Genomic DNA, 15,250 nt, shown 5'->3' on the forward strand with positions numbered 1-15,250 from the left:
CATGCGTGTCGTCACCGCCGATGAGGTAGCCGCCGCGCTGCCCTGGGAGGCGCTGATCGAGCGATTGGCGCGGACCTTCCGTGAAGGGGTCGAGGCGCCGCCGCGTCATCATCACGCCATGCATCGGCCGGATGGCGAAGCCACCATGCTGTTGATGCCGGCCTGGGAACGGGCCGGCTACATTGGCGTGAAGATGGTCAACGTCTTCCCGCAGAATGCCGAGCATGGCCTGCCGGCCATCGCCGGCGTCTATTTTCTCAGCGAGGGGGCCCATGGCCGCCCGCTGGCCTGTCTCGAGGGCAGCGAACTGACCCGACGGCGCACGGCGGCGGCCTCTGCGCTGGCCGCCCGCGAGCTGGCCAGGGAGGACGCGCAGTCGCTGCTGGTGGTGGGCACCGGCAAGTTGGCCCCCATGGTGATCGAGGCACACGCTGCGGTGCGCCCCATTCGGCGCGTGCGCGTGTGGGGGCGCAACCCTGAGAAGGCACGCCAAGTGGCGGCGGATTACGCCAAGCGCTTCGACTGCGAGGCGGTGGAGGACCTTGCCGCCGCTGCTCGTGAGGCCGATGTGATCAGCTGCGTGACGCTCTCCACCGAGCCGCTGATACGCGGTGAGTGGCTCACACCCGGTACGCACCTCGATCTGATCGGCGCCTTTCGCCCCAGCATGCGTGAGACCGACGCCGAGTGTCTGCGCCGTTCTCAGGTGTTCGTCGACACCTACGCCGGGGCCCGGGGCGAAGCAGGCGACCTGCATCAGGCCATTGCGGAAGGGGCGTTCTCCTTCGACGACATTGCCGCCGATCTGGCGGAACTGCTCAAAGGGGAGAAGACGGGGCGTTCAAGTCCTGATGCAATCACGCTGTTCAAGTCGGTGGGCGCTTCTCTCGAGGATCTGGCGGCTGCCATCGAGGTCTGGGAGCAACTGGAGAAGCGGCCATGAGTGAAGGGCGCAGAACCGGTTTCTTCTGGCACGAGCGCTGCTTCTGGCATGACCCAGGTGCCATCGGCGTATTCTCGGCACCGGGGGAGTTCCTGCAGCCGCAGCCCGCCTCCGAAAGTCCCGAGAGCAAGCGTCGGCTGAAGAATCTGCTCGAAGTCTCGGGGCTGATCGACGAACTCGACGTGCGCAAGGCGCCGCCAGCCAGTCGCGAGGACCTGGCGCGATTCCACACCGGGCGCTATCTGGACGAACTCGAAGAGGGCGACAGGTCTCACGGCGGTGATGCCGGTGAATGTGCCCCTTACACGCCGGGCAGCCTGGCGGCGGCGCGCCAGTCAGCCGGTCTGGCGATCGCGGCGGTAGAGGCGGTGGCCGGCGGTGAGCTGCCCAATGCCTATGCCCTGTGTCGCCCGCCGGGGCATCACGCCGAGGCCGATCGCGGTCGCGGCTTCTGCCTGCTCGGCAACATTCCCGTGGCGGTGATGCGCGCCAGGGCGTTGGGTCTGGCGCGGCGCGTGGCGATCCTCGACTGGGACGTGCATCACGGCAACGGGCAGCAGGAGGCGTTCTACGACGATCCTGACGTGCTGACGGTGTCGATTCATCAGGCCGGCAACTATCCGCTCGACACCGGCAACTTCGATGAGCTGGGCGAGGGCACGGGTCTCGGTGCCAACCTCAACCTGCCGATGCCGCCCGGCAGCGGCATCGGTGCCTATCGCTATGCCATGCAGGAACTGGTGTTGCCCGCCATTGGCGACTTCGCTCCCGATCTGATCGTGGTGGCCTGCGGTTACGACGCCTGCGGTAAGGATCCGTTGGGCAAGATGATGCTCAACAGTTCGGCCTTCGCTGCCATGACGCAGCAACTGAAAGCCCTGGCCGAGCGTATCAGTGGCGGCAAGCTGGTGATGATTCATGAGGGCGGCTATTCCGAAGGCTACGTGCCGCTGTGCGGTCATGCGGTGCTGCAAGCCCTCTCGGGTAGCCGCATTGCGGTGCCCGATCCGCAGGACGACGAGATCGCCGCCTGGGCCTACCAGTCGCTGCAACCCCATCAGCGCGAGTTGATCGACAGCTGGCGAGAGGGGTGGCGGCGCGTTGGAGCGACGAGGACGACATGACCCCGCTATACGACCGCGACGGCTGGATCTGGCTGGACGGCGAGTGGCTGCCTTGGCGCGACGCCAAGACGCACCTGCTCACCCACACGCTGCACTACGGCATGGGCTGCTTCGAGGGCGTACGGGCCTATGCGGGCACCCACGGCACCCACCTGTTTCGGGTCGCCGAGCATACCCGCCGGCTGCTCGACAGTGCTCACGCGCTGGATATTCCCGTGGTCTTCGACGAAGAAACGCTGATCGAGGCGCAGCGCCAGAGCCTGGCGCGCAATGAACTGAGCAATGCCTATCTCAAGCCGACCGTGTTCTTCGGCGCTGAAGGGCTGGGGCTGCGTGCCAAGGGGCTTTCGGTGCACGTCATGGTCGCCGCCTGGGACCTGGGCGATTACATCTCGGCCGAGGCCGCCACCCTGGGATTGCGGGCGTTGACCTCCTCCTGGGCTCGCCACCACGTCAACATCAGCCTCTGCCGGGCCAAGACGAACGGCCATTACGTCAACTCGATGCTGGCGCTCAATACCGCGGTCAAGGCGGGGTTCGACGAGGCGATCATGCTCGATCCCGAGGGCTACGTGGCCGAGGCATCCGCCGCCAACGTCTTCCTGCTGCGCGACGGGGCACTGCATACGCCGGAAGTGACCTCCTGCCTGCAGGGCATCACCCGTGACAGCGTGATCCGCCTGGCCCGCGACGTGCTGGGAATCGAGGTGCGCGAGCGCCGTATCACCCGCGACGAGCTGTATACCGCCGACGAGGCCTTCGTTACCGGCACGGCGGCAGAGATCCTGCCGCTGCGGGAACTCGACGGGCGCCACATCGGTGCCCGAGCCGGCGCACCATTGCCGGGGCAGCCCATCGACGCCAATTCCGTGACGGCGCAGCTGCAGCGGCTCTATCGGCAGGTCATCCACGGCGAGCTGGAAGGCCGTCTGGCGAACTATGCCGACTGGCTGACGCCAGCCTGATTTCGGCCTTCGTCATCTCATACCACTGCGAGACAGGCATGCCCTTGTGCAGGCTGCTAATATGGCCGCATCTCGGAAAAAGTGGAATGAAATGGCTCAGCTGATAGTAGCAATCGTCGCCCATACCGTACTGGCATTGGCGGCTATGTGGGGCGCAGCTGCGCTGTGGTTCCGCCTGCCCGGTACACCGTTCCAGCGGCGGCTGGCGGTAGCCGGTTGGGGGTTGGTCGCGCTGGTACTGGTCACGCTCGGCTTCCAGGGGCTCTGGCCGGCCAGTGTCGTCTTTCTGTTGCTGATGGTGGTACTGCTGACCTGGTGGTTCCGCCTGCGCCCTACCCATGATCGAGCCTGGTCGGCGGATGTGGTCCATCTGGCCACCGGTGAGGTGTGCGGCGATCGCCTGACGCTGCATCATGTGCGTGACTTCGACTGGCACACCCGAGACGAGGCGGAGGAGCACTGGGAAGAGCGCAGCTACGATCTTGAGCGGCTCGACTCGGTGGACATGATCGTCTCCAGCTGGGGGCGTCCCGGTGTCGCTCACGTGATGATCTCCTTCGGCTTCGAAGGTGAGCGCTTCGTTCTTTTCTCCGTGGAGGTGCGGCGCCTGAAGGGCGAGCGATTCTCCGAGATCGGCGGTTTCTTCCGCCAGTACGAGCTGGCTATCGTCGCCGCCGACGAGCGCGATGCGGTGGGGCTGCGTACCAAGGTACGCGGCGAGCGGGTCTCGATCTATCGTCTGCACATGTCGCGCAAAGCGATGCGTTCGCTGTTGCTGGCCTACGTCGACGAGGCCAATGCGCTGGTCGAATCACCGCGTTTCTACAACACCATCACGGCAAATTGCACCACGCTGATCTTCGACATGGCGCGCGGCATAGGCGCACGCCTGCCGTTCGATTACCGCCTGCTGGTCACCGACCGGCTGCCAGGCTATGCCTTCAAGGTGGGCGGACTTTGGCCCGGTCATTCGCTACCCGAGCTGGAGGCCGACGGCCGGATCGACGAACGGGCGAGGCAGGTGCACCGCGCGCCAGACTTCTCGCAGCAAATCCGTGAGGGAGTGCCGGGCTGGGAGTCGCTGAAGATCGACGAGTCGGAGGTGGTAGAAGAGCGTCGCGGGGCATGAAAGAAAGAGCGCCACGGGCAAGTAGCCTCGTGGCGCATGTCTCCCTGGGCATGTGTAATGCCGCTGCAGGTAAGCTTCCTTGCTCGCGTCCGTGTCGCAAGTTCGACAGTGTCCCTTGCCAACCCCCTCTTGGGGTCGAGCCCTTTATCACATGGCGGCGATGACAGTGCCGTAACGAGGAAAAGAAGTTTCCGTGACAGGGCATTTCGAAGCCTAGTCGCCCGATGCGGATTCTTCCAGTGAGCGAAGCAGGCCCCGCAGCAGCGACAGCTCCTTGCGGCTGGGCTGGGCCCGGGCGAACAGGGCCTGCAGCTGGGCCTCGGTGCGCGCGTGGGGCTGGGTCAGAAAACCGCTCACCTGCATCACGCGGCTCAGGTGCTCATGGAAGTGAGCCATCTGCTCGCGGGTCGGCTGACGCTCCTCGGCGGGGCGCGGCGGGCGATACTCGTTCTCGGGCCGCAGGCGCCAGGCCTTGAACGTTTCGTAGGCGAGCACCTGTACCGCCTGGGAGAGATTGAGGATGCCGTAGTCCGGGTTGGCCGGGATGCTGACCTGATGGCTGCACAGCCGGATTTCATCGTTGGTCAGGCCGAAGCGCTCGCGGCCGAACACCAGAGCCACGGGGTCGCTCGAGGCGTTATCCACCAGCTCCCGGGCCATCGCCTCGGGCTCGTCGAAGTGGGGCAGAGGTAGGCTGCGCAGCCGTGCGCTGGCCCCAACCACCTGAACGCAGTCGCTCACCGCCTCTTCCAGCGTGGCCACCACTCGGGCACCGTCGACCACGTCCTCGGCGCCTGCTGCCAGCCGTGACGCCTCGCTATCGGGAAAGCAGCGGGGGTTGACCAGCACCAGATTCGTCAGGCCCATGGTCTTCATGGCCCGCGCCGAGGCGCCGATGTTGCCGGGGTGATAGGTCTGGACGAGTACGATGCGAATATTGGCGAGCATGGGTCGACTTGCTTGTTGGGAAAAGCGTGATGGTAGCCCAAAAAGCACAAGCCCCGCACGATGGCGGGGCTTGTAAAGGGCTTGGGAGTTGGCCGGCTTACATCATGCCGCCCATGCCACCCATTCCACCCATGCCACCCATGTCCGGGCCGCCTTCCTTCTCTTCCGGATCGTCGGCGATCATGCACTCGGTGGTGATCATGAGGCCAGCGACGGAACCGGCGGACTGCAGAGCAGTACGGGTCACCTTGGCCGGGTCCAGCACGCCCATTTCGAACAGGTCGCCGAACTCACCGGTCTGGGCGTTGTAGCCGAAGTTGCCCTGGCCAGCCTTCACCTCGTTGAGGATCACGGATGCTTCCTGACCGGCGTTGGTGACGATCTGACGCAGCGGAGACTCCATGGCGCGCAGCGCGATGGCGATACCGTGGGTCTGGTCTTCGTTCTCGCCCTTGAGGTCCTTGATCTTGGTCAGTACGCGAACCAGAGCGGTACCGCCGCCAGGCACCACGCCTTCCTCGACTGCAGCGCGAGTGGAGTGCAGAGCGTCTTCGACGCGGGCCTTCTTCTCCTTCATCTCGACTTCGGTAGCGGCACCGACGCGGATGACGGCAACACCGCCGGCCAGCTTGGCGACGCGCTCCTGCAGCTTCTCGCGGTCGTAGTCGGAAGACGTGTCTTCGATCTGCGCGCGGATCTGGTTGACGCGAGCTTCGATGTCGCCCTCGTTACCGGCGCCGTCAATGATGGTGGTGTTCTCCTTGGACATGGTGATGCGCTTGGCGCTGCCCAGGTGATCCAGGTTGGCCTGCTCCAGGGTCAGGCCCACTTCCTCGGAGATCACGGTGCCGTTGGTCAGGATGGCGATGTCCTGCAGCATGGCCTTGCGACGATCACCGAAGCCGGGCGCCTTGGCAGCCGCAACCTTGACGATGCCGCGCATGTTGTTGACCACCAGGGTGGCCAGGGCTTCGCCTTCGATGTCCTCGGCGATGATTGCCAGCGGCTTGCCGGACTTGGCGACGGCTTCCAGCACCGGCAGCAGTTCGCGGATGTTGGAGATCTTCTTGTCGACCAGCAGCAGGTAGGGGTCTTCCAGCTCGACCGCCATGGTGTCCTGGTTGGTCACGAAGTAGGGCGACAGGTAGCCGCGGTCGAACTGCATGCCTTCGACCACTTCCAGCTCGTCTTCAAAGCCGCGACCTTCGTCAACGGTGATGACGCCTTCCTTGCCGACCTTCTCCATCGCTTCGGCGATGATCTCACCGATGCGCTTGTCGCCGTTGGCGGAGATGGTGCCGACCTGAGCGATGGCCTTGGAATCGGTGCAGGGCACGGCCAGGGCTTCGATTTCCTTGACGGCGGCGATGACGGCCTGGTCGATGCCGCGCTTCAGATCCATCGGGTTCATGCCGGCGGTCACGCCCTTCATGCCCTCGGTGACGATGGACTGAGCCAGCACGGTGGCGGTGGTGGTGCCGTCACCGGCAACGTCGGAGGTCTTGGAAGCGACTTCCTTGACCATCTGAGCGCCCATGTTCTCGAACTTGTCCTTCAGCTCGATTTCCTTGGCCACGGATACGCCGTCCTTGGTCACGGTCGGCGCACCGAAGGACTTCTCCAGCACCACGTTACGACCCTTCGGGCCCAGGGTGGCTTTCACGGCGTTGGCCAGAACGTCAACGCCACGGGCCATGCGCTTACGGGCGTCATCGGAGAATTTGACTTGTTTCGCTGCCATTTTTCGTTACTTCCTGTGAGTTCGTGAACGTCTTATGGGAACGGAGTAGGGTTCGTCGGCTCAGCCTTCGACCACGGCGAGAATGTCGGACTCGCTCATGATCAGGACTTCCTCACCATCGATCTTCTGCTTCTCGACGCCAAAGCCATCCTTGAAAATCACTGTGTCGCCGACCTTGACGTCCAGCGGGCGAACATCGCCGTTGTCGAGAATCCGGCCGTTACCGACGGCGAGCACTTCGCCACGAGTCGGCTTTTCCTGGGCGTTGCCCGGAAGCACGATGCCGCCAGCGGTCTTTTGCTCTTCTTCAACGCGACGGATGACGACGCGATCGTGCAAGGGACGGATGTTCATTGCTCACGTTCTCCTGATGGTCTGTGGTGCCATGCCTGAGCATGGCGGTTCGTCATTCACTTCCAGAAGGTCTGGAAGGGGAGGCGAGGACGCCTTCCTTGTCAAAGGCACCGAGCTCCGCTCGACGCCGTAGCCTTGTGCTGACCGAGAAATGGGGCCGAGCAAATCCCTTTCAAGGGCCAGCAATAAAAAAAATTCACGAGACGCGTGGACGGCTGGCCGGCTGTCAACGACGCGGTTCGTCACGGCTGATGAAGTCGCCTTCCAGCGGTTGTCCGTGTTCGTCGCTGCGCTGCTGTCCAGCGTGATGCCCGTGCTGTTGCCAGCCGGCATCGTGTGGTGTCTCATCATGCGGCGCTGCGCTCGAGGTCTGGCGCGTGACGGTGGCGAGCCAGCGAAGATTGAGCAGCGTCAGCAGCCTGGCGAGCAGGCGTCGTGCGCCGGGCATTACGCACAGCAGGCCGAGCGCATCTGACAGGAAGCCCGGGGCCAGCATCAGCGCGCCACCGAAGATGAGAGCGGCGCCGGTAAGCAATTCGCTGGAGGGCAGCTCACCTTGAGCCATGCGCTCGCGGGCGCGCAGCAGGGTGGCGGTACCCTGCTGCCGGATCAGGTAGAGACCGGTGAAGCCGGTGGCCAATACCAGAAGCAGAGTGGGCAGCAGGCCGATCTGGCTGCCGACGGAGAACAGGACGACGAAGTCGAGTAGGGTGAACAGCGAGAAGAAGAGCAGTAGCGGCATGTCGGCTCCGAAGGTGTCGTTCAGTGCTAGATGGGGATGCACGGCCGGAATTCAAGCGCATACGTACGGTCCGCTTGGCATCTGCGGGAGCGATCCTTTATGCTGCAATGCACAAATGTCCTTTCAGCCTCAAGTCGACGCCCTGATGTGCCGAATAGAGGAGTAAGGCAAGAAGAACGGCTCGCTCGTTAGGCTCGACGGCCTGGGCAAGGAGTCCGAAATTCATACCTCTGACAAGGGACAACGAATGAAACTGGACAAGAGCGTAATCGCCATCACGGGCGGTGCCCGTGGTCTTGGCTTTGCCATGGCACAGCGTCTTGGACGTCAGGGCGCCCAGCTGGCGTTGCTGGACATGGACACGGACGCCCTGGACAAGGCCGTCTCCGCGCTGCGTGCAGAGGGTATCGAGGCGGGAGCGTTCCAGGTCAACGTGGCTGACGAGGCCTCGGTGAAGCGCGCCTTCGGTGACGTGGCGGCGCGCCTGGGGCCGGTCAGCGGACTCGTCAACAATGCCGGCATTCTGCGCGATGCGCTGCTGGTCAAGGCGAAGGACGGCAAGGTCGAGAAGACCATGTCGCTGGAGCAGTGGCAGTCGGTCATCGACGTCAATCTCACCGGTGTGTTCCTGTGCGGACGCGAAGCCGCGGCGCAGATGGTCGAGGCGGGGCACGACGGGGTGATCGTTAACATCTCCAGCATCTCCCGGGCGGGCAACATGGGGCAGAGCAACTACGCCGCGGCCAAAGCCGCCGTGGTAGCGCTGACCACTACCTGGGCCAAGGAGCTGGCGCGCTACGGCATTCGCGTGGGCGCGGTAGCGCCGGGTTTCATCGAGACAGACATGACCGCCTCGATGCGTGAGGACATGCTGGAGAAGCTGACCGCAGGCGTGCCGCTCAAGCGTCTCGGCAACCCGGACCACATCGCCCAGAGCGTGGCGTTCATCATCGAGAACGACTACTTCACCGGACGCGTGATCGAATGCGATGGCGGCCTGCGCTTGTAATACGCCAGAACGTGACTATGCCCCATACGCAGCGAGGCCGGCATCTGCCGGCCTCGCTGCGTATGGCCAATGCCTAGCGCAAGCTCGCCTCAGAACGTGACCTGATCGCGGAACTTGTCCACTGTGGCCTGGCCGATACCGCTGACCTGCGTGAGGTCGTCGGCACTCTCGAAGTTGCCGTTGGCTTCACGATACTCGACGATCGCCTGGGCGCGGCTCGGGCCGACCCCCGGCAGTTCGGTGAGTAGTTCGGCGTCGGCGGTATTGACGTTGATCGGCGCAACGTCCTGAGCCGCAGCGAGTGAGGCGAAGCTCAGCAGCAGTGCCAGTAATGCACCTTGAAGGATCCTTTTCATTTTTTTCTCTCTTAGGGTTTACGTAACGGCACCGTAACGGTGCCGTGTTTCAACCTAATCGAGATCGGGGCGGTAGCGAGAGAGGCATATTGCCATTTGCTACGTAAGACAATGCCGATAAATTTTGGGAGACATCGACCCTAAAACTTGTGAGCCGGGCAGCCCGGACGGCTGCGCCAGCCCTCGTCAATCGCTCAGTGCTGCTCGGCGACCTTGTCGGTGCGCGCCGCCAGGATGAAGTCGTTCTTGTGCAGCCCTTTCATTTCATGGGACCACCAGGTCACGGTGACCTTGCCCCATTCGGTGAGGAGGGCGGGGTGGTGGCCGGCTTCCTCGGCAATCTCGCCGACCCGGTTGGTGAAGGCCAGTGCCTGCTTGAAGTTGCGGAACTTGAAGACACGCTCGAGCTGCTTGATGCCGTTGCGCTCCTCTACGCTCCACTCGGGAATGTCGCGCTTGAGCGTCTCGAGTTCGTCGTCGGTGACATGCGGGGCGTCCCAGCTGCATGCTTCGCACTGCTGTTCGGAAAGTTGGGTCATGGTCGCTCCTCGTCGGGGTTTATTGGTATGGGTGTCGTCGCTTACGTTCAGGTTTACGCCTTGGCCGCCTTCGGGGCCGGCTCGAAGCGCGGTTCGTGCAGGCCCAGCTCCATGGCCCGGTGCACCATGGCCATGATGTCCTGCTGGGAAAGGTCGTGCAGGGTCGTGAGATCGTCCAGTACGTAGTAGAGCGGCTGCAGGATGTCGATGCGGTACGGGGTGCGCAGCGCCTCGATGGGGTCGAACGGCAGATGCTCGGGAGTATCCGACAGCGCGTGCAGGGTCTCCTTGGGCGAGGAGATGATGCCGCCGCCGTAGATGCGCCGGCCGGCCGGGGTATCTACCAGGCCGAACTCCACCGTCATCCAGTACAGGCGCGCCAGGTAGACCCGCTCCTTGGGCTCGGCTGCGAGACCCAGGCGGCCGTAGGTAGCGGTGAACTCGGCGAAGGCCGGGTTGGTGAGCATCGGGCAGTGGCCGAAGATCTCATGGAAGATGTCCGGCTCCTTGAGGTAGTCGAGCTCTTCCGGCGTACGGATGAAGGTGGCCACCGGGAAGCGCCGGTTGGCCAGCAGCTTGAAGAAGGTGTCGAACGGGATCAGCGCCGGTACCTGGGCGGTTTGCCAGCCGGTGGCCGCCTGCAGCACGCGGTCGATGTCGGCGAGCTGGGGGATGCGGTCCTCGGGCAGGGCGAGGCGCTCCAGGCCGTCGAGGTACTCCTGGCAGACGCGCCCTTCGAGCATGCCGAGCTGGCGTTGCATCAGGGTCTGCCAGGTGGCGTTGTCCTGTTCCGGCCAGTCGATATAGCCATTCTCGTCGGGCAGGCGGGCGCGGTATCCGGTCTTGCTGGCGACATCGCTCAGATGCGGATTGGATGACGTCATGGGGCACTCCGGTCGGCTGAAATCTTGTGTTTGTGTGGCGAACCTTTGACTCGAGTCTAGGGCCGGTGTGCGCGTTGTCTGTCAGTCTCCGGATGGCTTTTTCGAAGGGAAGTGAGGCTTGATCGTAAAGAAATCGTGACGGCTGATGTCGGATCGTCTTTCCATATCGTCAACTTCAGCAGCGTCGAGGTTTGTACCGTCTCGGGTGTCACGTTATCTTTACAGGCGAGTCACGTCGGCTTGACGTACTTTTGCGCGCCCGGAGGCACCAGCGCCATGAGATTGAGGTTTCACTGCCAGAACCGCATCGGCATCCTGCGCGATATCGTGTCCCACTTCGTCGACTACGGCCTCAACGTGGCGCGGGGCGAGGTGGGCGGTGAGCATGGTAACGCCATCTATCTGCACATCCCCAACCTGCTCAATGCACAGCTGGCCACGCTGAAGCCGGTGCTCGAGGCGATACCGGGGGTGTTCGGGGTGCGCCGGGTCAGCCTGATGCCCAGCGAGCGGCGTCATCTCGAGCTCGATGCGCTGCTGTCGTCGCTCTCCGATCCGGTGATGTCGATCGACATGGAGGGGCACGTGGTGGCTGCCAACCGGGCGGCCGGGCAGCTGCTCGGGGTGCGCATCGACGAGGTGCCGGGGCTGTCGCTCAATCGTTACCTGCCCGACGTGGACCTGCCGGCGCTGGTGCGGCGCAACAATGCACGGGTCAACGGCCTGCGCATCAAGCTGCGCGATGCGACCTTCCTTGCCGACATCGCCCCGCTGCATCGTGAACACCACGACGACGTGGCTTCCCTGGCCGGCGCGGTGGTGACCCTGCACAGCGCCGACCGGATCGGCGAACGCATCTATCAGGTGCAGCGCCAGGAGCTGCGTGGCTTCGATGCGCTGTTCCAGGCCAGCCCCCGGCTGGCCGCGCTGATCCGCGAGGCGCGGCGCATGGCGCCGCTGGACGCGCCGCTGCTGATCCACGGCGAGACCGGTACCGGCAAGGAGCTGCTGGCGCGGGCCTGCCATCTGGCCAGCGCCCGCGGGCAGTCGCCGTTCATGGCACTCAACTGCGCCGGCCTGCCGGAATCGATGGCCGAGACGGAGCTGTTCGGCTATGCGCCGGGTGCCTTCGAGGGGGCGCGGCCCGAGGGCAAGCTCGGGCTGCTGGAGATGACCGCAGGCGGCACCATCTTCCTCGACGAGGTGGGAGAGATGAGCCCGCGGCTGCAGGTCAAGCTGCTGCGTTTCCTGCAGGACGGCGGCTTTCGCCGGGTGGGCAGCGACGAAGAGACCTATCTCGACGTGCGGGTGATCTGTGCCACCCAGCAGGACCTGCCCCGGCTCTGCGCCGAAGGCCACTTCCGTCAGGATCTCTATCATCGGCTCAACGTGCTGTCGCTGGCGGTGCCGCCACTGCGCGACTGTCTCGACGGCATCGAGGCCATGGCGCTGCACTTCATCGATCGCGCCGCGCGTCAGATCGGCTGTCGCATGCCGTCGCTGTCACCGGCGGCACTGGCCAGGCTCTCCACCTATCACTGGCCCGGCAACGTGCGCCAGTTCGAGAACGTGCTGTTCCAGGCGGTGTCGCTGTGCGAGGGCGACGCCATCGAGCCCGCTCATCTGCGTCTACCGGACGTGGGCGAGACGCCGGGGCTCTCGGGCATCGATCTCGACGGCTCGCTCGCCGACATCATGGGCGACGTGGAGCGTCGTATCCTGGCCTCGCTCTATCCGCAGTACCCCTCGAGCCGCCAACTGGCCAAGCGGCTCGGGGTCTCGCACACCACTATTGCCAACAAGCTGCGCCATTACGGCATCGGTGCGGGTGACGCCTGACCCTCGACCAGTGTCGTGCGAGCGGCCAGCTCCCTGACCTCGGCGTAACGGTAGGCTTCCAGCGCGCCGAAGCCCGCCAGGCGGCGCGCCTTGAGCCGGGTGAGCAGGGGGCTGGTGAGGCCGCACAGGAAGCGGGCCAGCAGATCGGGGGTGGCAGGATGAGGCTCGTCGCTGGCGGCGAGCTGTTGCGCCAGCTCGCCCGCGAGCCGTGCGACGATCTCGCGTGTTATGGGCTCGAGCGGTTCGGGTTCGGGCAGGTTGGCAATGACGCCGCGGCAGGCCGAGCAGTGGCCGCAGCGCTCCGGCGCCCGGGTGTCGCCGAACCATTCGGAAAGCCGGCGGCTCAGACACGCCGCGCTCTCGAACAGCGCCAGCATGGCGTGCAGCCGCTCGACCTCGGCCCGCTCCTTGTCGTGGAAATAGGCGTGCAGCTCCTCGCTCAGGGCCGCGGCGTCGATGTCGCTGCGCAGCACCTCATAGACCTCGGTCATCTGCTTGCTTTCGAGCACCATCCAGCCCTGGGCGACGAAATAGTCCAGCGCGGTGAGCACGCGGGCGCGTTCGACGTTGAGCCCGCGCTCTTCTCCCAGCCGTTCGAGGGCCGCGAAGTCGAGGGTGAACCAGGTGCGGGCACGCTGGGAGGCGTCGACAATCGCCTGGACGAAGGTGCTGCGTTCGCCCTCGAAGCGCGATACCAGGACCTCGGGTTCGTCGTGCAGGCGGAAGCGGTACTCGGCGAAGTAGCTGTAGCGCGGCGCGATGTAGCCGCGCAGCTCGAGCTGCACCAGCAGCGTCTTGAGCGGCAGCGGACGAATGTTGCTGTGCTGGGAGAGCGAATTGAGCACCAGCTCCCACTGGCGTGCGGCGCCGGCCGCCTCGATCAGCTCGTCGATTACCTTGCGGATGCCGTGAAGCTCCGGGGTGTCGCCGTAGACGAAGTTCTCCAGCACGTTGACGTGATCGCGCCCGGCCAGCATCAGGCAGTCGGAGGGCTTCCCGTCGCGGCCGGCACGACCGATCTCCTGACTGTAGTTCTCCACCGACTTGGGCAGGTCGAAGTGCACCACGTTGCGAATGTCGGCCTTGTCGATGCCCATGCCGAAGGCGATGGTGGCGACGATGCAGGGTGTCTGGCCGGCCATGAAGTCGCGTTGGATGCGCTCGCGGGTCTCGGCGTCGAGCCCGGCATGGTAGGCGGTGGCAACGAAGCCGGCCTTGCTCAGGTAGGCGGCCAGACGCTCGGCTGTCTGCTGCAGGGTGACGTAGACGATGGTGGGTTGGGGCGGTTCGCCGCCCAGCCTGGGCCTGAGCCACTCGACCAGGCGACGCGCCCGGGTCTCGGCAGGCACCGGCGCCACTTCCAGGTTGAGATTGGGCCGGTAGAAGCCGGTGGCGGTGACGTCGCCCTCGGCGATGCCGAAGCGCTCGCGCATGTCGGCGATTACCCGCGGCGTGGCCGTGGCGGTCAGCAGCAGGACCTGGGGAATGCCGAACTCATGGCGGTAGTGGGGCAGCTTGAGGTAATCGGGGCGGAAATTATGGCCCCACTCCGAGATGCAGTGGGCTTCGTCCACGACCAGTAGCGAGATCGGCACGCGGCGGATGAAGGCGCGGAAGCGCTCGTTCTTGAGCCGCTCCACCGAGACCATGAGGATGCGGATCTCGCCGCGCTTGACGCCTTCCATCACTGCCGCCGTTTCCTCGCGGCTCTGGCCCGAGTCGATGCTGGCGGCGGCGATGCCGTGGCGCGCCAGGAAGGCCAGCTGATCCTGCATCAGCGCCAGTAGCGGCGAGATCACCAGGGTCAGGTGGGGCAGGTGCAGGGCCGGCAGCTGATAGCACAGCGACTTGCCCGAGCCGGTGGGAAAGATCGCCGCCGCCGAACGGCCGGCGGTTATCGCTTCGATGACCGGGCGCTGGCCGGAGCGGAAGTCGTCATAGCCAAAGACCTGCTGTAACGTCTGATCGATCACGTGGGCACTCCCTGCTCAGTTGTTTTGCGTTGCGCTTATGCGAAAGGCGGAGGCCATGACGACCACCGGGCGAACATTCTCGCATATCGTCGGTTTCGACGATTGTCCGTTCCCACGCGGGCATCGCGGCGACGTGGCCATTGTCGGCACGGTGTTCTCGGGGCTGCGCCTGGAAGGGGTGCTTTCCGGCAGGGTGCGCCGGGATGGCGTCAACAGTACACGGGAACTGATTCGTCTGGTCGGCCACTCGCGGTTTGCCGCGCACTTGCAACTGATCATGCTGCAGGGCGTTGCCTTGGCCGGTTTCAACGTGATCGACGTGCCGCACCTGCACGCCGAGCTGGGTCTGCCGGTACTGGTGGTGGCGCGTCGGGCGCCGCGCCAGGGTGCCATGCGCCGCGCCCTGCTCGAGCGCATTCCCGGCGGTGCCCGCAAATGGGCGCTGGTCGAGCGTCTCGGGGAGATGGAGCCGCTGGCAGGCGTCTACGTTCAGCGCGTGGGGTTGAGCGCAGAGGAGGCGGTCGCGGCGATACGTGCCACTACGCCCCATGGCAGCGTGCCCGAACCGCTGCGCGTGGCGCACCTGATCGCCGGCGGCGTGACCACGGGAGAGAGCCGCGGCAGGACCTAGGCAGGCAACGTGTAAAACTGTGGCCATCGGCGCCATGACCCGAGGGGCCGAGCTTGGCATAATGCCCCTCTTT

15 protein-coding genes are annotated in these 15,250 nt (G+C 64.9%); 7 read left to right on the forward strand and 8 right to left on the reverse strand.

The window, feature by feature from the left end; all coding sequences use genetic code 11:
- Nucleotide 1 precedes the first annotated feature (1 nt).
- The 4 genes from lhpI (at nucleotide 2) to HOP53_RS02505 (ending at nucleotide 4,161) form a co-directional block, all read left to right on the forward strand.
- Nucleotides 2-943: a bifunctional Delta(1)-pyrroline-2-carboxylate/Delta(1)-piperideine-2-carboxylate reductase gene (gene lhpI, locus HOP53_RS02490; protein ID WP_234268540.1), complete on the forward strand. Its 942-nt coding sequence runs from the start codon at nucleotides 2-4 to the stop codon at nucleotides 941-943.
- A complete protein-coding gene (locus HOP53_RS02495; protein ID WP_234268541.1) occupies nucleotides 940-2,067 on the forward strand; it encodes a class II histone deacetylase in 1,128 nt (375 codons plus the stop codon). Before lhpI ends, HOP53_RS02495 begins: the two co-directional genes overlap by 4 nt.
- Entirely contained in the window at nucleotides 2,064-3,032 is a 969-nt protein-coding gene (locus HOP53_RS02500; protein WP_234268542.1) for a branched-chain amino acid transaminase, read from the forward strand. The genes HOP53_RS02495 and HOP53_RS02500 overlap by 4 nt, the downstream gene beginning before the upstream one ends.
- A 91-nt stretch (nucleotides 3,033-3,123) precedes the next feature.
- Nucleotides 3,124-4,161, forward strand: a complete 1,038-nt coding sequence (locus HOP53_RS02505) for an Lnb N-terminal periplasmic domain-containing protein (protein WP_234268543.1) — start codon at nucleotides 3,124-3,126, stop codon at nucleotides 4,159-4,161.
- A 213-nt stretch (nucleotides 4,162-4,374) separates the two neighbouring features.
- On the opposite strand, the gene HOP53_RS02510 is transcribed toward HOP53_RS02505, so the two are convergent.
- The 4 genes from HOP53_RS02510 to HOP53_RS02525 form a co-directional block, all read right to left on the reverse strand.
- Nucleotides 4,375-5,109 (reverse strand): RNA methyltransferase, encoded by a 735-nt coding sequence (locus HOP53_RS02510; RefSeq protein WP_234268544.1) that lies wholly within the window; start codon nucleotides 5,107-5,109, stop codon nucleotides 4,375-4,377.
- A gap of 97 nt (nucleotides 5,110-5,206) precedes the next feature.
- Complete coding sequence (gene groL / locus HOP53_RS02515; RefSeq protein WP_010628242.1) at nucleotides 5,207-6,850, reverse strand: chaperonin GroEL; 1,644 nt, start codon at nucleotides 6,848-6,850, stop codon at nucleotides 5,207-5,209.
- A 60-nt stretch (nucleotides 6,851-6,910) separates the two neighbouring features.
- A complete protein-coding gene (locus tag HOP53_RS02520) occupies nucleotides 6,911-7,204 on the reverse strand; it encodes a co-chaperone GroES (protein ID WP_010628243.1) in 294 nt (97 codons plus the stop codon).
- Between the two features lie 226 nt (nucleotides 7,205-7,430).
- Nucleotides 7,431-7,946: an FxsA family protein gene (locus HOP53_RS02525; protein ID WP_234268545.1), complete on the reverse strand. Its 516-nt coding sequence runs from the start codon at nucleotides 7,944-7,946 to the stop codon at nucleotides 7,431-7,433.
- A gap of 247 nt (nucleotides 7,947-8,193) precedes the next feature.
- On the opposite strand from HOP53_RS02525, the gene HOP53_RS02530 reads away from it, so the two are divergent.
- Entirely contained in the window at nucleotides 8,194-8,955 is a 762-nt protein-coding gene (locus HOP53_RS02530; protein WP_234268546.1) for an SDR family oxidoreductase, read from the forward strand.
- Between the two features lie 89 nt (nucleotides 8,956-9,044).
- Here HOP53_RS02530 and HOP53_RS02535 read toward each other — a convergent pair whose 3' ends face one another.
- The 3 genes from HOP53_RS02535 to phhA all read right to left on the reverse strand — a co-directional run bounded on the left by HOP53_RS02535 (nucleotide 9,045) and on the right by phhA (nucleotide 10,734).
- Nucleotides 9,045-9,311, reverse strand: coding sequence for a ComEA family DNA-binding protein (locus HOP53_RS02535; protein WP_086511977.1), 267 nt, complete (start codon nucleotides 9,309-9,311; stop codon nucleotides 9,045-9,047).
- A gap of 194 nt (nucleotides 9,312-9,505) precedes the next feature.
- Nucleotides 9,506-9,850 carry a 4a-hydroxytetrahydrobiopterin dehydratase gene (locus HOP53_RS02540; protein ID WP_234268547.1) on the reverse strand — a complete coding sequence of 115 codons (345 nt, stop codon included), beginning with the start codon at nucleotides 9,848-9,850 and terminating at the stop codon, nucleotides 9,506-9,508.
- A 53-nt stretch (nucleotides 9,851-9,903) separates the two neighbouring features.
- Nucleotides 9,904-10,734 (reverse strand): phenylalanine 4-monooxygenase, encoded by an 831-nt coding sequence (phhA, locus tag HOP53_RS02545; protein WP_086511975.1) that lies wholly within the window; start codon nucleotides 10,732-10,734, stop codon nucleotides 9,904-9,906.
- 276 nt (nucleotides 10,735-11,010) lie between these two features.
- Between phhA and HOP53_RS02550 the strand changes: the two genes are divergently transcribed.
- Nucleotides 11,011-12,573 (forward strand): sigma-54-dependent transcriptional regulator, encoded by a 1,563-nt coding sequence (locus tag HOP53_RS02550; protein WP_103969591.1) that lies wholly within the window; start codon nucleotides 11,011-11,013, stop codon nucleotides 12,571-12,573.
- On the opposite strand, the gene HOP53_RS02555 is transcribed toward HOP53_RS02550, so the two are convergent.
- Nucleotides 12,546-14,546: a RecQ family ATP-dependent DNA helicase gene (locus HOP53_RS02555; protein WP_234268548.1), complete on the reverse strand. Its 2,001-nt coding sequence runs from the start codon at nucleotides 14,544-14,546 to the stop codon at nucleotides 12,546-12,548. The genes HOP53_RS02550 and HOP53_RS02555 overlap by 28 nt on opposite strands.
- Before the next feature lie 55 nt (nucleotides 14,547-14,601).
- On the opposite strand from HOP53_RS02555, the gene HOP53_RS02560 reads away from it, so the two are divergent.
- Complete coding sequence (locus HOP53_RS02560; RefSeq protein WP_086511972.1) at nucleotides 14,602-15,177, forward strand: endonuclease dU; 576 nt, start codon at nucleotides 14,602-14,604, stop codon at nucleotides 15,175-15,177.
- The last annotated feature ends 73 nt before the right edge of the window (nucleotides 15,178-15,250 follow it).

Source organism: Billgrantia ethanolica (assembly GCF_021404305.1).
In the GTDB taxonomy this organism is placed as follows: Bacteria; Pseudomonadota; Gammaproteobacteria; order Pseudomonadales; family Halomonadaceae; genus Halomonas; species Halomonas ethanolica.

What these genes read in the sequence shown, in the direction of transcription:
- groL (WP_010628242.1), bottom strand. Translation starts at nt 6,850, where the DNA reads ATGGCAGCGAAACAAGTCAAATTCTCCGATGACGCCCGTAAGCGCATG.
- HOP53_RS02495 (WP_234268541.1), top strand. Translation starts at nt 940, where the DNA reads ATGAGTGAAGGGCGCAGAACCGGTTTCTTCTGGCACGAGCGCTGCTTC.
- HOP53_RS02540 (WP_234268547.1), bottom strand. Translation starts at nt 9,850, where the DNA reads ATGACCCAACTTTCCGAACAGCAGTGCGAAGCATGCAGCTGGGACGCC.
- HOP53_RS02500 (WP_234268542.1), top strand. Translation starts at nt 2,064, where the DNA reads ATGACCCCGCTATACGACCGCGACGGCTGGATCTGGCTGGACGGCGAG.
- HOP53_RS02525 (WP_234268545.1), bottom strand. Translation starts at nt 7,946, where the DNA reads ATGCCGCTACTGCTCTTCTTCTCGCTGTTCACCCTACTCGACTTCGTC.
- HOP53_RS02520 (WP_010628243.1), bottom strand. Translation starts at nt 7,204, where the DNA reads ATGAACATCCGTCCCTTGCACGATCGCGTCGTCATCCGTCGCGTTGAA.
- HOP53_RS02505 (WP_234268543.1), top strand. Translation starts at nt 3,124, where the DNA reads ATGGCTCAGCTGATAGTAGCAATCGTCGCCCATACCGTACTGGCATTG.
- HOP53_RS02560 (WP_086511972.1), top strand. Translation starts at nt 14,602, where the DNA reads ATGACGACCACCGGGCGAACATTCTCGCATATCGTCGGTTTCGACGAT.
- HOP53_RS02530 (WP_234268546.1), top strand. Translation starts at nt 8,194, where the DNA reads ATGAAACTGGACAAGAGCGTAATCGCCATCACGGGCGGTGCCCGTGGT.
- HOP53_RS02550 (WP_103969591.1), top strand. Translation starts at nt 11,011, where the DNA reads ATGAGATTGAGGTTTCACTGCCAGAACCGCATCGGCATCCTGCGCGAT.
- phhA (WP_086511975.1), bottom strand. Translation starts at nt 10,734, where the DNA reads ATGACGTCATCCAATCCGCATCTGAGCGATGTCGCCAGCAAGACCGGA.
- HOP53_RS02535 (WP_086511977.1), bottom strand. Translation starts at nt 9,311, where the DNA reads ATGAAAAGGATCCTTCAAGGTGCATTACTGGCACTGCTGCTGAGCTTC.
- HOP53_RS02510 (WP_234268544.1), bottom strand. Translation starts at nt 5,109, where the DNA reads ATGCTCGCCAATATTCGCATCGTACTCGTCCAGACCTATCACCCCGGC.
- lhpI (WP_234268540.1), top strand. Translation starts at nt 2, where the DNA reads ATGCGTGTCGTCACCGCCGATGAGGTAGCCGCCGCGCTGCCCTGGGAG.